Here is a 14,333-nt window from a genome sequence, read left to right as displayed (position 1 = left end):
TTCTCCCAACCCAAGTTAATTTGCTCTACTTTCGAGTAGGGAAGCGAAACCGCCCGCCAGTACGATAAATAATTAGAGAAAATAAGATAAGCACACAACCTACTAGTTTATTTGCCGTTAGCACTTCGCCATACCACAGCACGCTCAGAATAACCGTCCAAACTGGTTCTAATATCATAATTAGAGCAGCGTTACCTGCCTGAACAAATTTTTGCCCCATGGTTTGCATTACGTAACGCAAGCTCGTCGCTAATAAGGTACTCAACGCAAACCACCACCAAATAGAGGAGTCCACCTCTACCGGGAAAGATTCCATAAAAAATGAAACCAACAAACCTAAACAACCTGCTGAAAAAAGTTGCACGCAAGTAAGCAGCAGCACAGGTAGTTTTTGAGAGTATTTGCTGTTCACATTAAAATGAAGCGCCAAAACCAGTGCTGCACCAAGAAACCACAATTGACTGGCCGATTGTTTCCAGCCACCAACTAAAGAAAGACAAGCAAGACCTAATACAGCGATAGGCAAAGAAAGCCAGAAAATTCGTTGTGGTCGTTGACGAAACATAACCCATGCAATAATCGGCACAAACAGCATGGAAAGGCTCATGATAAATGCGCCTTCCCCGAGAGTATCACTGATAGAAATAGCGTAAATCCATGTCATAACGGCACTGCCTAACAGGAGCCCGACACCACCAGCAGAAAGCACATCTTTTAAGTTTGCTTTCAGCAAAGGTCGGTAACATAGAGGCAGTAAGCAGAGCGAAGCGATAGTAAATCGCGCCCCAATAAAGCCAAAAGGTGGTAAACCCTGTATTGTTTCCTTAGAGAATATCCAGCCAAGTGCCGCGATCATCGTCGTCGCAACCAGAATAACCGTCGCTTTGCGTTCTGAGTTAAACATAAGTACTCACAAAATATGGAACACACAATAGCGCAGCAAGAGAGTTTTACTGCGCTATTGTGTAAATTTGAAAGGGGTTTGTGTCGAGCGAAAAAGTGAAAGCCCGATCCTCTCCTGTATTGTTGTCACGCAGATTGAAGTTCTGCTGCTAGATACATTAAATGCAGGCAAAGTCTTAAGGCAAGCCTTTTCGCATACTAAATTACTTTAGCATTCTATACAGCAAGCAAACTGGCTAAAACCTGTACGGGGTGTCGAACTACCTCTCCTTCAAAACGCTTAACTTGACTGCGGCAGGAGTAGTATTGCGACTTCAGCGCTCCTCAATACAGGTTGAATAAGGCGAATTGCTTTTTACCCATCGCCCCTACAATGAAAACTTATTGATTAACTACAACGAACGGTTAAATTGCTCTACGGCCTCTACAACACGGCTAGCGCCATCTTGTATTTCATTCATCACATTGCCTGCTTTTTCAGAGAGCTCTAGCGTATCTAGTGCTTCTTTTTGGCATTTAGCGATCAGCTTAACTGCGTTATCTGTTCGCTGTAGGTTTTCACTGACCATTGTGACAATTTCATCGGTGGTTGCATTGGTTCTTGTAGCAAGCTGTCTGACTTCATCAGCAACAACGGCAAAACCTCTACCATGCTCACCCGCACGAGCCGCTTCTATCGCCGCATTTAACGCCAATAAGTTAGTTTGGTCAGCGATACCACTGATGCTATTTACCAACTCGCTAATACGCGATGAGTGCGCTTTAAGCTCGTCAATCGCGGTGTTCGCTTGCTGCATTTGCTCGGAAAGTATCTGCATCTTTTCTAACGTTGAGCCTATAACCTCTTGCCCTTGCAGGGTTTGTGTTCCAGTTTCTTGGGAGATTTCGTTCGCCAATTGCGCAGCCTGGGCCATTTTCTGTTCCTGCATCACCTGCTGGGTAATATCTGTCGCGAACTTAACGACCTTGTAGAGCTCTCCTCTGTCGTTATGGATAGGGTTATATGAAGCCTCTAACCACACCTCTTCACCATAACGGTTAACTCGTTTGAATCGCTCTGATGAAAATTGCCCTTTTGCTAAACGTTGCCAAAACTCACGGTAAGCTTGAGAGCTCGACTCTTCCTGATCACAAAACATGCGATGATGCTTCCCTAGAATCTGATCAAGCGTATAACCCATTGTGTTTAGGAAATTATCGTTGGCTTTTAAAACATGGCCATCTAATGTGAACTCAATCACCGCCATAGAACGACTTAATGCATTTAGCATGTCCTCTTGCTCACGGGATGATTTGATCGTTCGCGTAAGTTCAGAAGCAAAAACAAAAAAGCTTTCTACTTCTCTGCGCTCATTTAAAACAGGCTGGATAATCGTTCTTAACCAGGCTTCCTCACCATTACCTTTCCGTACTTGCAATGCCCCATTCCAGAACACTTTATCTTGGACGGCTTTCTTCATTCGATGAAAGTGGTCTGTATTGCGCGAATTTGACGGTACCAATTCAGTAATTGATTTCGTTAAGATCTCATCATCATGTAAGAAAAGTTCTTGCTGTAGTTTGGTATTTGCAGAAGTAATGAGGCCTTTACTATCCAATGTTAAGCGGATCATCTCTTCATCTAAACTGGTTTGGATTTGCTGCAGGATTTGCAACTCCTGCTTTAATCGTTGATTTTCTTGTTGAAGCGACTTATTAAAAAACATGACTTTCTCTCATTTGACCGACCTTCGGATTAGTCAAAGGTTTATTATTTGTATACCGAATAAACTGCAAGCGGCAAAATCGTTTGGTTGCATATTCAAACGCGATTTCTATTTCTTATCAAAGGACCCCGCTGGGAATACGGCGATTTTTTCTCCAGTGTAACCTAAGCGCAGTATACTGAAATTTCTTCAGCACCCACGTTGTTTATATATTTATCAATATTAAAGCTCTTTATCGCCAATTTGAGGTTTGTATTTGTGGATATACTTATATGGAGAAGTGGTGTGTTCAGATCAATAAGCCTTTTCATTTAAAAAAAGGGCCTTGACTTAGTTCCAATAATTTTCGCCGTTTTACCGCTTTTCCACCCGACTTTTGAGCGATTACCCACTCCTTATTCGCTTGTATTTCTATTAATAGCGCACGGAGGAACCAGCAACAAGCGCATCGATTTGCCCAGTATCAATACGTTGTGGTATCCGCTCATTCAGTTTGCCGTGAAGGTGATGAATCACCACCTCACCAGTCGACTCGTCACGATCAGAAATGAGGCAATGAGGTAATGAGGTAATGAGGTAATGAGGTAATAACGCATGACACCAGAGATTACATTATGTGTCCAACATTGTGCCCACTCCTAAGTTTCATAACTTCCTTCCCTCGGACGCTTCTATCTCTCACCACAGCAACTATGCTTTAAACGACATGTATTCAATTGTCTAGCTTCAACATATGAAGGTTAAGTGAACATAAACAAGCGAAGGAAACAGGGCCATGGAAGTCGATAAAAATGATAAGTTAACAAAAAAATTACAGATAGTGATTCATTGGTCTGTAAGAGTATTGTCGATAGTTATGTTGTTTGTAATCGTCATGGGTGTGATAGATGTTGCATGGACGATATATCAAAAACTTATCACGCCACCTAAACTTATTCTGACGATTTCAGATATGCTAGCCACTTTTGGTGCTTTTATGGCCGTTTTAATTGCTATTGAAATTTTCATCAATATAACTATTTACCTGCGAGAGAATGTTATTCATGTAAAAATCGTCATGGCCACCGCGCTGATGGCAATCTCCCGAAAGGTCATTATTATAGACTTTGAAACCTTGTCTCCAATGTACCTGATTGGAATTGCGGCTGTAGTTCTTAGTATGAGTCTTGGTTACTGGCTGATCCATAAACTGCCCAATAAGAGCCATACTGAATAAACATCTCAGCCTCCCGGCTTTGCAGATACTCTCAAAGCATGAAAAAGTCTTGTCTTGGCACGTTGAAGCTAATAGATTCCTCCATGCTAGGCTCTATATACTGCGAGACTACAAGATTATAGAGTAGTGCCTAGGCGGAGAAATTATCGATATTGTTTTCTAGCAGCTAATCTTTGAGTATTGGCACAGCTCAATGGGGGCAAGTGTTGCTCCAGTTCCCCCATCTGATATATACCCTCAACATCTATGCATTTTACTTTCAACTTTTCCGTGGTCCTCTTAAACAAGGTCGTCACGAGTAGCCTGAAGGATTACATCCGGCTAGAAGTAACAGCCAGAAAAGAGATTGTCAGGTGGTCGGTCATCTCGCCGTAAAATTAGCTCTTAACGTATACCTTCAGCTCAGTTTGCGAAACAGCCTTAAAGGTCAAAGTAACTTTCAATCCCATTCAGAGTGTTGGTCGTGGCCACAGCGGCTAATATCAACCCCATGATCCGACTTACAGCGCTAGCTCCTGTATTCCCAATAATCCTGTGTATGCCGCTGGCCATTAATAGCAAGATATAAACAACCAATAGTACCAGCAGCATCACAGCCACGGTCTGGACTTGCTCCCAAATATTAAACCGCACGTTCTCTGTGAGTAAAACGGCGGCTAATATTGCGCCAGGGCTAGCAATTGATGGAATGGCTAGAGGAAAAACTGCTGTATCATGATGACTATTGAGCGTTCTGATTTCTTCTGCTGGTTTACTCTCACCAAATATCATAGTCAAAGCAAACAAGAACAATACGATACCGCCCGAGATTTGAAACGCAGACAAGGGAATACGCATTGCTGTAAGTATGATTTCACCAGCAACAACAAAAAACAGTAGGATAGCAGCGGAGAATAGAGTCGCAAACAGAGCGACCTTACGCTTTGCCACTTCTTCATAGCTTTTTGTGGCTGCGATAAAAACGGGCACAGTACCTATGGGATCGATGACAGCAAAGAAAAAGATAAAAGTTGCCACAAAGTCAATCATGCTACTTTCTCCAGTACTAATTTAGCTTTAAGGATAGAAGATCAGCTTGAAGTAGCAGAGAAAATGTTTGACGCTAACATAGCGAGAGCTCATTCAGAAAAACAAAAATGGTGCGTTATTTACAATACAGAACTTACTTCTATCCTATCGATAACTATTAATATCTCAAAGGTAATGACTACCATACCTAACGGTAGTCGCCATCGCTTTAGACTTCTCAGAGAACATCAAAAAAACAAGTGAACGAGAAGAATATCGACGTCATAAGATAGTGAGGCTTTAGTGTTTATACCAGTGCTCTTTTGACTCCATTTGAGCTTTTACTTCTGCACTATATTCAGCAGTAGGTCGTGCCAATAACCTTGGAATGCCGATAGGTTCTCCGGACTCTAAACAATAGCCATACTCCCCTGCGCGCAAGCGAGCCAACGATCGTTGAATCTTAGGTAACAGCTTTTGCTCTCTATCTATGATTCTTAATGCGATTGCAGATTGCTCCTCACTGGACGCCCTATCGCTTTCGTCACTGAATTCCATTGGCGCAATCATCTCTTCTTTCGCGCGTTCAATATGCGCTAACGTCAATTCATAAAGCTCAAATAATCGGTTTTCAAAAAACGCGAGCTGAGCTTCATTCATATAATCCGCCTCGGGCGCTGCAAGAATTTCTTCTTCTGTCATGACATGCTTTTTCTCTTCGTTCATAGAACCTCCACACCGAGATAAGAGTTCGATCTCTAAATTCCGGACATCTGAACCTGTGCAACTAAACGACAAATAAAGCCGCCAATAAGGTGCAGTGCTCGACACACTCACAAACTGCTTGATGCCAGAGTTAAGATCACCGACTATATTAATTGTTATATTATAACATTACACTATAAAGAGCATGAGCATGAACACCCAGAAACTCCCTGTTACGGTTTTGTCCGGCTTTCTAGGCGCAGGAAAAACAACCGTTTTAAGTCATATTCTTAACAATAGACAAGGCAGAAAAGTCGCGGTCATCGTCAACGACATGAGCGAAGTCAACATCGATGCAGCGACCGTTCAGAATGAAGTTTCTCTCAACCACAGTGAAGAAAAGTTAGTTGAGATGAGTAACGGCTGCATCTGTTGTACCCTGCGTGAAGATCTACTTGAAGAAGTTACTAAACTCGCGCAAGAAGGCAGATTCGATTACCTAGTTATCGAGTCCACTGGCATCGCCGAGCCACTTCCCGTTGCAGAGACTTTTACGTTTGCTGATGAAAACGGGCTATCACTTTCAGACGTTGCACGTTTAGACACCATGGTTACGGTGGTTGATGCGATTAACTTTCTGCGTGATTACGATGAAGCTAAGTTCTTAACAGAGACCGCCGAATCCTTAGGTGAAGACGATGAACGCAGCGTCGCCGACTTGCTCGTTGATCAAGTCGAGTTCGCTGACGTTATCTTGATAAGTAAAACCGACCTCGCTGAGAAATCAGAAATCGAAAGGCTTCTTGCGATTCTTAGAACTCTCAATACATCCGCCACCATCCTTCCGATCTCAAATGGTGAAGTAGACCTTGATGCGGTACTCGACACACAAAGCTTCAGTTTTGAAAAGGCACAACAAGCCCCAGGTTGGTTAAAGGAAATGCGAGGCGAACACATACCTGAAACCGAAGAATACGGCATTTCTAGCTTTGCTTATCATGCGAGACGCCCTTTCCATCCAGAGAAGTTTTATGACTTCCTCCACAATGCGAAAGATTACGGCAAACTGATTCGTTCCAAGGGTTACTTTTGGCTAGCAACAAGACCAGAGTTTGTCGGTCAATGGAGCCAAGCGGGAGGCATCGCACGTTATGGTGTTGCTGGTATGTTTTGGAAAGCGATTCCGAAGGAGGAGTGGCCGACGGATCAAGATTACCTAGATGCTATAAACGACATTTGGCAAGAACCATACGGCGATATGCGACAAGAATTGGTGTTTATTGGTCAGGGATTAGAGCAACAGAAATTGATTGCTCGTCTTAACGAATGCTTGTTAACAGAAGATGAGATGGAGCAAGGGCTCGACTATTGGTTATCTCTGGAAGACCCTTTCCCTGAATGGGAACAGTAAACGACTGAGATACAAAAAAGCCTCCCACCATTCGGGAGGCTTTTTCGTTACCCAGAGCCAATTTTGGTATACCGAGCCAATTCAGTAAGTCCGTTCTTGGTACAAGCCGAGATTCAAACATGCACCAAGGGAATCCTCACCAGTACATTCAAACCGTCTTCTTCTGGCTCAACTTAGCTATTTTCTTTGGCCAAGGATCTTCAAATGTTGCCCCTTGTTGCCATTGCTCCAGTTCCGCATCCGTTAAAAAGCAGTTTTCCAGCGCATCAATAAACACATCGACTTCGTTTTCTTGCCCAATCACCGTTAAGCGACAACGACGATCACCAAAGCGGCTTTCAACGCTGTCTATCTTATCTTGCAGGATTTGACGATGTTCCTCAGTGAAGTTTTGCGATTCGTCATTGATTACCGAAGCGCGCCAAAAGCCTGTAATTTCAAGCCCCACATTGCCGCTTGCTTGGCTCCAAAGCAGTGAAACATCGTCTCGAGTTGGAAACCAAAAGAACCCCTTACTGCGGAACACACCTTTAGTTAAATACTGGTGGCAGGTACTCCACAAACGCGCAGGATGAAAAGGTCGATCATCTTTGATCACTTTGGCGACAAGGCTTTGTTCGTCTTTATCAGAGAGATTCAACGGCTCATTCACCGTCTCACGAAGTTCTGCGATTAACTGCTCAACAAGGAAGAAATTGTAGTCTTGCTCACCTTTCAACATGCGGATATCCAAGTTTCCCCATGACGTTTTGATTATCTCGGTGTAAACATTAAGCGGATGAATCGCCTGCGCGATGTTACGAACGGTATTGTCATCCACTTTGTCCGTCTTGGTGAGCATGACACGGTTTGAGAACATGATTTGCTCTACCAACAAGTTTTCAACGCCGCGAACACCCTGCTGTACGTTCTTTTGCCACTTCGGAATTAAGGCAGAGCCTTGTCGATAGTCATCTCGCAACCAAGTCGCATCCACCAACGTAATCACGTCTTTGAGAGCGAATTGTGCGTTATTTTTGAAATACTCAACCAAAGGCAAAGGATGACTACTGCCCGATGTTTCAATCACAATCCATTCTGGCGATTTTTCTGCGCAGAGCTTTTTAAGGGCTTTATCGAGCTGCTTTACACCACTCAGGCTGCTGATGCTGTCTCCACTGATCGTGACAAAGTTGCCCTGCTCTTCACTCACCGCATCGGTATTTAAGATAAGCACGCCATCGACGTCTAACTCACTCATGTCATTCACAATAACTGACAGATCAACACCAGAATAATCGGCTTGTTGAAGAATATTGCGTAAAAACGTGGTCTTCCCTGACCCGAGAAACCCATGCAAAATGGTGACTGGAATTGATGGCATACCTTTGACCTACAAACTCTGGATGAATGCATGTTATAACATAACAATTTGATGAGTTATAGAAGGAATCCAATTGCTGTCTTGTACCCAAAGATTAAGAGTCGGTTAAGACCACAGAGGCTGATTTTTCAGAGCTAGCCTTCGTTTCTCATCACGTTTCATCACCAGCAAAGGTCTGACTATTGATAAAAATAATAAGTGGTTACAAAACGACCATTGCTTTGTTTATAAAATTGGAGAAAGATGACAGTACAGCGATTTATAGGAGGTGGTGTTATGACTTTAGTTCTTACCATTCTTATTTTCCTAAGTTGTATTGCGATGCTCGCGATTGGTGTGATGTTTTCACGTAGGCCGATCAAAGGCGGAGGTTGTTGCAAAGCGTCCGATGTTGCGGATGTGGGCGCACGTAAAAGAAAAAATCGCAGTCATTATTCTTCTAGGAACACATATTGACACTCACCTATTGCTCCAACCTCACAACACAAAATAGCATAACTGAGCCCTAACAAATTGTCGGGACTCAGTTTTTCGTTTCTACTAGATAATCAAACTCTGATACTCGCGCCAAAAATGAAGGTTTCTGGATGTTAGGAAGCGACTTCGCGATAGGTAAGTCGGCTTTCATTGCATCAACCGGACGATTACGAACTAAAACTTCAAAATGTAAATGTGGTCCGGTTGAACGACCAGTATTCCCAGAGAGGGCTATTTTTTGCCCACGCTTTATAACTTGACCTTTTTTAACCAAGATTTTATTCAAGTGTAGGTAACGAGTTTTGTACACACTGTTATGTTCAATCACTAAATAATTACCGGCATAAGGGTGCTTGCGGACCGCAATTACTTTTCCATCCCCAGTAGAATAAACTGGCGCACCGATTGGTGTCGCGAAATCCGTTCCGTTATGCGGGGTGACTCTTCCCGTCACTGGGTGTTTACGCTTAGGGTTAAACCCAGAGGTGATTCGGCGGTATGCCCTATCGACAGGATAACGGTTAAACGCTCGCTCCAAACTGTTACCAGCTCTATCATAGAACCGTCCATCCTCGGCTAGAAATGCAGCGACTTCGCCCTTCGCTAAGTTAAAAGAAATAGCCTTAATCTCACTATTGCCAGTTTTGTGTTCACCTAAATATTGCTGTTTCACTAATATATCGAAACGGTCACCGGCTCTAAGAGATCGCGCAAAATCAATCTTATCTTTCATCACCTGCGTAATATTTGCGACGTGGCCTAATGCCAATCCTACTCGATGTGCCGAGACTGAAAAACTCCCTTTGATTTCTCCCGAAAATAAGGTTTCACGCCATTCCCCTGAAATTTCCTGAAATTCGTAAGAGAAGGAGCCATCGTTTTCTCTAGTGTAGATAGCCTTCTCTACAAGGCTCATATGATAAATTAGTCGACTCAATTGCCCCATGTCATCCATCACTAATTCAAGCTCTTCTCCGGGCTGAATCATATCTAGCTGGAGGTGATCAAGATCAACTGAGAGAATTTGCTGCAAAATACCGTAAGGGAGACCCAATTGAGCGAAGATACCACTGAGCGTATCTCCCACTTTAACTATGTAGTGTATTTGTTTAGGTTTAGGTTTAGGCAACGGAGTCAAACTGCTATCTGAGGGAACCAATATCTTTGATGATGGAGGTGGTGACGAATCACTGCTTTGATTCAGTTGAGTGCTGTGACTATCTTGATTTGGCTCATCCTCTGTAGGTAGAAGCAAAGCGACCGAAAAACAAAACACAGCAACGATTAAAGCAATAAATTTAAACTGACTCATGAGAAACTAAGTATCAATAACAACGATTGTTATGTTATAACATATCTAGGATTATTTTTACTCAGTTTAGTAAACGTTTATTCAGTTCACTGGATTGGCTAAGAGAAGACCAGTCATTCAACCCATTCTCTTTGAGAAGGCTCAATAATGAACACATTCAATTCAGCACTTATCGTTGCAGGAACACACGGAAACGAACTTTCTGGTATTTATTTACATAAACTAATCAAAGAAAAACGTTACTCTGTCAATAGATCAACCTTTTCAGCCTGCTCGATCATCGCAAACTCCGAAGCAGCAAAACACAACGTCCGATACATCGATACAGACTTAAATCGCGAGTTCTCAGCAATGAATAGCAATCATTGTCCTGATTTGCATGAAAGCAAGATTGCACATCAATTTATCGAAAAATATGCAAACCAAGAAAAACTGTTGATTGTTGACCTGCACAATACAACAAGCAATATGGGAGCGACGTTGATTTTGCTTTCTAACGATGTTTTTTATCGGAAACTGGGCGCGTACGTCAAACAACGAATGCCATCAGCACATATCCTTTTCGAAGAGCGAAAAGAATGGCAAGAGCAACCTTACCTTTGTACTGCTGGGCAATATGGAATAATGATTGAGGTCGGGGCGCAAGCACATGGTGCGCTAGAGTACAGTACGTTGGAGTTGATGAAACAGATGCTTACCGCAGTATTGGACTATGTTGAAAAGCACAACCTCAACCAAATAGGCTTACTGAGCGATTATGAGGCGTTTTTTTACACCGAAGAAATCAGGGTTCCACTTGATCAAGAGGGTATGCGGCAAGCACTAGTACACCCTACTATTTGTGGCAGAGATTTTGAGGCGGTCAAACCAGGAGCACCTTTATTAGCGACTTTCGCTGGTTATGATATCCATTGGAATGGCAAAGGGGAAATTTACCCGCACTTTATCAATGAGAGCGCCTACAGTACCGCAAATATAGCAATGGCCCTCGCTAAAAAAAGACGTGTTTCTTCCGTGTAACTTAAAGCAAGTAATTAGGCCACGTGTAACGTGGATACCTCACCCCATGAATAAAACTGTGCCTGAACCGCATAGGCAGAAAATACGGGTACTAACCCCACCCTAATACGGCAGCATAAGTGCCCTAAGCGCAGCTTTAAAAGAAACCCCACTAGAATTTTAAGGAGGTAAGACATTATGGTTAAAAGGAGAGTTTTCTCTTTTCTATCATGATGCCTTCTCCAAACATCGAAATAATCTATCTTCAAATTGGTCATCTAGACCGGAAGAGATCAGTTCTAGGCGGCTTTCTGAACACTCGTCTAGTTCAAACTCTGTGAGTCCATCTGATGTTAGATTGTAACCAAAAATACCGCTTCCCGTGATAAAAACCGCTTTCATTCGTTCGACCTTGAGGTCGAGCAGCAATAATCTCAGCTTTTGATGATCGAACACGTTTTCAGCGGATATACGCCAACCGATACTGTAGAAACCTTCCCCCTGATTGGTTGCTTTTAGAATGCCGCTCTCAGGCATAGGCAACTCAGGAACAAGTGACTTTTTCTCTCTTTCACGATAAAGAACAGAGGGCGTTTTTTGCACGTCAATACGAGTCGCTCCCTCACATTCATGAAAAGGGATAGCGCCATGTTCAGCGAAAATCACTTTTGTTTCCCGCAGACCGAGCTTTGCTATATAAGCCGTCAGCTTTTGCTCATCTTCATCTTGATAGAGATCGCGCTTATTACCTACCACTGTATCTGCGATAGTGATTTGCTGGTTAAACGTTTCATGCTCAGTGTACTTAGGATCCGATAGTTTACGTGCATCGACTAAAGTAATGTTTTTTTGCAAAGCGAGAATTTGACGATAATACTCGGTCGATAGCACTTGCAGTACTTCTTTAGGATGACCAAGGCCTGTAGGTTCAATCAACAATCGATCTGGCCTTGCTTCAGACAATAATTGATTTAAGGCGATTTGCATCGGAAGACCTGCTGCACAGCACATACATCCCCCGGGGACCTCTCGAATAAACACTTGGTCTTGTTGTTTTTTTTGGCCTTGTAACAAGCTGCCATCAATACCAACTTCGCCAAATTCATTGACCAATACAGCCCAACGTTCATGACTCGGTTTATGGGTCAATAAGTGCATTATTGCCGATGTTTTCCCCACCCCGAGAAAGCCAGTGATGATGTTAGTCGGCACTCGCGAAATCAGTGGCTTATTAAAGTTCATTGGCAATTCTCCGGTAGCCTTGGACTAGTTCATGGTTGGCAGAAACGACGGATTCGGAAAAAGCTGAATATTCTGGCGGCACTTTAGAGATACTCTCTAAATCAAAACCGACACCAATATTGGTCATCGGTGGTACATGGAAATAAGCGGGTAAATCGAGGCCATCGACGACACAGTTATGACGAATAACACACCTCTCACCGATGACGCTATTGAACACGACGGAGTTGAAGCCAATGAAAACATCATCACAAACCTGGCAAGGACCATGAATAATGGAACGATGAGCAATGGATGAGCGCTCACCAATGGTCACCGCAGCCCCTGCCTTAGAGTGAATTACGACACCATCTTGGATATTGGTGTCACGTTTGATGACGATAGCTTCCATGTCTCCATGGTTATTAACTTCGTCAGCTCGAATAACAGCATAGGGTCCAATAAAAACGTTATCCTCAATAATGACTTTGCCACAGATAATAGCGGTTGGATCGATAAAGGCTGTTGAGGACACCTGTGGCATATGGCCCGTTGGGTTTCTTCTTAACATAATGCTTCCAGTTTGTTTATGGCTCTTTCTTTGCGGTCAGCGACTTAACGATTGAAGGATAAACGCATCGCTCCAGCTGGTTTATCGATGACTTTGTTATTGGCATAAACTAGCGCGCCATTGACCCAAGTCTTTTGAATTTGAGCTGAAAATTCATGTCCAGCAAAAGGCGACCAACCACAGTGATATAAACTGTTTTCGTTGCTAACTCGTGTTGGGGTATGAGCATCAACCAACACCAAATCGGCGTAGTAACCTTCACGAATAAAACCTCGGCCTTGAATGCCATAGCGAATGGCCGGGTTGTGCGCAGTTTTTTCGACTACTTGAGTCAAACTCATATGACCTAAACGGACATGCTCGAAGAGAGTAAGTAACGCATGCTGAACTAACGGCAGTCCGGCTGGAGCCTGCTCGTAAGGCACTTGTTTTTCTTGCCAAGTGTGAGGAGCGTGATCTGTTGCAATGATATCTATTTGCCCCGTATTTAACGCTTTTAACAACGCATCGCGGTCACTAGGAAACTTGATTGAAGGATTACATTTGATCAAATTACCAAGAGCGCCATAATCTTTGTTGCTGAACCAAAGATGGTGAACACAAGCCTCCGCGGTGATTGATTTATCTCGAATGTCTCCCTCGTCAAAAAGTGCTAGCTCCTTCGCCGTTGTGATGTGCAGCACATGCAGTTGGCTGTGATACTTTTTGGCAAGTTCTACCGCATAAGAAGATGAAGCGTAACAGGCCTCTTCGTCACGCAAAATGGGATGGTCTTCGATAGTGAAACCTGGCTTCTTAAGCCTTTGCTTTTGCTGGTTTTGTTTAATAACAGTCCCACTTTCACAATGAGTAACAATGAGTACTGGAGAGTCACGAAAAATTGACTCCAACGCTTGCGGATCTTCGACTAACAAATTTCCTGTTGATGCCCCCATAAATACTTTCACACCACAATGTTGTTTGGGGTTAAGTTGTTTAATCTGTTCAAGATTGTCTTCGGTTGCACCGAGGTAGAAAGAATAATTCGCAAACGAGCTTTCTTTAGCGAGAGCGAACTTGCGCTCTAACGAGTCAATAGTCGTTGTAGCCGGACTAACATTGGGCATTTCCATGTAGCTTGTAATACCGCCGGCTACCGCTGCCCGCGACTCGCTTGCAATTGTGCCTTTATGTGTCAGCCCAGGTTCTCGGAAATGCACTTGATCGTCAATCATGCCTGGCAGTAAATAAGCCCCTTTAGCATCAATTACAATATCTCCGTGTTGTACGGATATATTAGTAGCAATCTTGTCAATTCTTTGATCAACAATACGTAAATCTGTTTCGGTAATGGCTCCTTCGTTGACCACCCGAGCGTTTTTAATCAATGTTGCTGACATAATTCATTCTTTTAGATAATTTGAAAAGGTGGCCAATACTCGGTCACCTTGTGAAGCTATAA

The 14,333-nt window shown here is 43.2% G+C and carries 12 protein-coding genes and 2 pseudogenes; 4 read left to right on the top strand and 10 right to left on the bottom strand.

The features are described from left to right. Positions 1-25: 25 nt before the first annotated feature. The 3 genes and pseudogenes from R8N28_RS01410 to R8N28_RS27430 all read right to left on the bottom strand — a co-directional run. A complete protein-coding gene (locus tag R8N28_RS01410; RefSeq protein ID WP_318183314.1) occupies positions 26-904 on the bottom strand; it encodes a DMT family transporter in 879 nt (292 codons plus the stop codon). A 391-nt stretch (positions 905-1,295) separates the two neighbouring features. Beyond that, a pseudogene (locus R8N28_RS27435) lies at positions 1,296-1,649 on the bottom strand (methyl-accepting chemotaxis protein); the annotation flags it as partial. 180 nt (positions 1,650-1,829) lie between these two features. Further along, a pseudogene (locus tag R8N28_RS27430) lies at positions 1,830-2,516 on the bottom strand (PAS domain-containing protein); the annotation flags it as partial. Positions 2,517-3,384: 868 nt separating this feature from the next. On the opposite strand from R8N28_RS27430, the gene R8N28_RS01395 reads away from it, so the two are divergent. Further along, positions 3,385-3,825 (top strand): phosphate-starvation-inducible PsiE family protein, encoded by a 441-nt coding sequence (locus tag R8N28_RS01395; RefSeq protein ID WP_005375731.1) that lies wholly within the window; start codon positions 3,385-3,387, stop codon positions 3,823-3,825. 420 nt (positions 3,826-4,245) lie between these two features. On the opposite strand, the gene R8N28_RS01390 is transcribed toward R8N28_RS01395, so the two are convergent. Together R8N28_RS01390 and R8N28_RS01385 are read right to left on the bottom strand one after the other, a co-directional pair. Next, on the bottom strand, positions 4,246-4,854 hold the full coding sequence (locus R8N28_RS01390) for a MarC family protein (RefSeq protein WP_005375727.1): 609 nt from the start codon (positions 4,852-4,854) through the stop codon (positions 4,246-4,248). Between the two features lie 279 nt (positions 4,855-5,133). Continuing rightward, the gene (locus R8N28_RS01385; protein ID WP_064354628.1) at positions 5,134-5,559 is read right to left on the bottom strand and encodes a TraR/DksA C4-type zinc finger protein; all 426 of its coding nucleotides are present in this window, start codon (positions 5,557-5,559) and stop codon (positions 5,134-5,136) included. Between the two features lie 190 nt (positions 5,560-5,749). On the opposite strand from R8N28_RS01385, the gene zigA reads away from it, so the two are divergent. Beyond that, positions 5,750-6,949: a zinc metallochaperone GTPase ZigA gene (gene zigA / locus R8N28_RS01380; RefSeq protein WP_047100912.1), complete on the top strand. Its 1,200-nt coding sequence runs from the start codon at positions 5,750-5,752 to the stop codon at positions 6,947-6,949. 148 nt (positions 6,950-7,097) lie between these two features. On the opposite strand, the gene R8N28_RS01375 is transcribed toward zigA, so the two are convergent. After that, a complete protein-coding gene (locus tag R8N28_RS01375; protein WP_047100911.1) occupies positions 7,098-8,312 on the bottom strand; it encodes a CobW family GTP-binding protein in 1,215 nt (404 codons plus the stop codon). 276 nt (positions 8,313-8,588) lie between these two features. Between R8N28_RS01375 and R8N28_RS01370 the strand changes: the two genes are divergently transcribed. Beyond that, the gene (locus R8N28_RS01370) at positions 8,589-8,768 is read left to right on the top strand and encodes a hypothetical protein (RefSeq protein WP_224721246.1); all 180 of its coding nucleotides are present in this window, start codon (positions 8,589-8,591) and stop codon (positions 8,766-8,768) included. Positions 8,769-8,835: 67 nt separating this feature from the next. Here R8N28_RS01370 and R8N28_RS01365 read toward each other — a convergent pair whose 3' ends face one another. After that, positions 8,836-10,101, bottom strand: coding sequence for a peptidoglycan DD-metalloendopeptidase family protein (locus R8N28_RS01365; RefSeq protein WP_065275378.1), 1,266 nt, complete (start codon positions 10,099-10,101; stop codon positions 8,836-8,838). Positions 10,102-10,248: 147 nt separating this feature from the next. On the opposite strand from R8N28_RS01365, the gene R8N28_RS01360 reads away from it, so the two are divergent. Beyond that, positions 10,249-11,121 (top strand): aspartoacylase, encoded by an 873-nt coding sequence (locus R8N28_RS01360; protein WP_047100907.1) that lies wholly within the window; start codon positions 10,249-10,251, stop codon positions 11,119-11,121. A gap of 207 nt (positions 11,122-11,328) precedes the next feature. Here the strand turns inward: R8N28_RS01360 and R8N28_RS01355 are convergent, their stop codons facing one another. The 3 genes from R8N28_RS01355 to R8N28_RS01345 are packed head-to-tail and all read right to left on the bottom strand — an operon-like array spanning position 11,329 to position 14,271. Further along, positions 11,329-12,342 carry a CobW family GTP-binding protein gene (locus R8N28_RS01355; RefSeq protein WP_021707804.1) on the bottom strand — a complete coding sequence of 338 codons (1,014 nt, stop codon included), beginning with the start codon at positions 12,340-12,342 and terminating at the stop codon, positions 11,329-11,331. Next, positions 12,332-12,892, bottom strand: a complete 561-nt coding sequence (locus R8N28_RS01350) for a carbonate dehydratase (RefSeq protein WP_017821071.1) — start codon at positions 12,890-12,892, stop codon at positions 12,332-12,334. Before R8N28_RS01350 ends, R8N28_RS01355 begins: the two co-directional genes overlap by 11 nt. Before the next feature lie 44 nt (positions 12,893-12,936). Next, complete coding sequence (locus R8N28_RS01345; RefSeq protein ID WP_047104476.1) at positions 12,937-14,271, bottom strand: dihydroorotase; 1,335 nt, start codon at positions 14,269-14,271, stop codon at positions 12,937-12,939. Between the last annotated feature and the right edge of the window lie 62 nt (positions 14,272-14,333).

It is taken from the genome of Vibrio sp. Vb1554 (assembly GCF_033344235.1).
The sequence above is the reverse complement of the archived record's forward strand: the minus strand, read 5'-3'. Positions and strand labels throughout refer to the sequence as shown.

Excerpts from the sequence above, each read along its gene's own strand:
- R8N28_RS01365 (WP_065275378.1), bottom strand. The coding sequence starts at position 10,101 with ATGAGTCAGTTTAAATTTATTGCTTTAATCGTTGCTGTGTTTTGTTTT.
- zigA (WP_047100912.1), top strand. The coding sequence starts at position 5,750 with ATGAACACCCAGAAACTCCCTGTTACGGTTTTGTCCGGCTTTCTAGGC.
- R8N28_RS01375 (WP_047100911.1), bottom strand. The coding sequence starts at position 8,312 with ATGCCATCAATTCCAGTCACCATTTTGCATGGGTTTCTCGGGTCAGGG.
- R8N28_RS01395 (WP_005375731.1), top strand. The coding sequence starts at position 3,385 with ATGGAAGTCGATAAAAATGATAAGTTAACAAAAAAATTACAGATAGTG.
- R8N28_RS01385 (WP_064354628.1), bottom strand. The coding sequence starts at position 5,559 with ATGAACGAAGAGAAAAAGCATGTCATGACAGAAGAAGAAATTCTTGCA.
- R8N28_RS01390 (WP_005375727.1), bottom strand. The coding sequence starts at position 4,854 with ATGATTGACTTTGTGGCAACTTTTATCTTTTTCTTTGCTGTCATCGAT.
- R8N28_RS01410 (WP_318183314.1), bottom strand. The coding sequence starts at position 904 with ATGTTTAACTCAGAACGCAAAGCGACGGTTATTCTGGTTGCGACGACG.
- R8N28_RS01350 (WP_017821071.1), bottom strand. The coding sequence starts at position 12,892 with ATGTTAAGAAGAAACCCAACGGGCCATATGCCACAGGTGTCCTCAACA.
- R8N28_RS01355 (WP_021707804.1), bottom strand. The coding sequence starts at position 12,342 with ATGAACTTTAATAAGCCACTGATTTCGCGAGTGCCGACTAACATCATC.
- R8N28_RS01360 (WP_047100907.1), top strand. The coding sequence starts at position 10,249 with ATGAACACATTCAATTCAGCACTTATCGTTGCAGGAACACACGGAAAC.
- R8N28_RS01345 (WP_047104476.1), bottom strand. The coding sequence starts at position 14,271 with ATGTCAGCAACATTGATTAAAAACGCTCGGGTGGTCAACGAAGGAGCC.
- R8N28_RS01370 (WP_224721246.1), top strand. The coding sequence starts at position 8,589 with ATGACTTTAGTTCTTACCATTCTTATTTTCCTAAGTTGTATTGCGATG.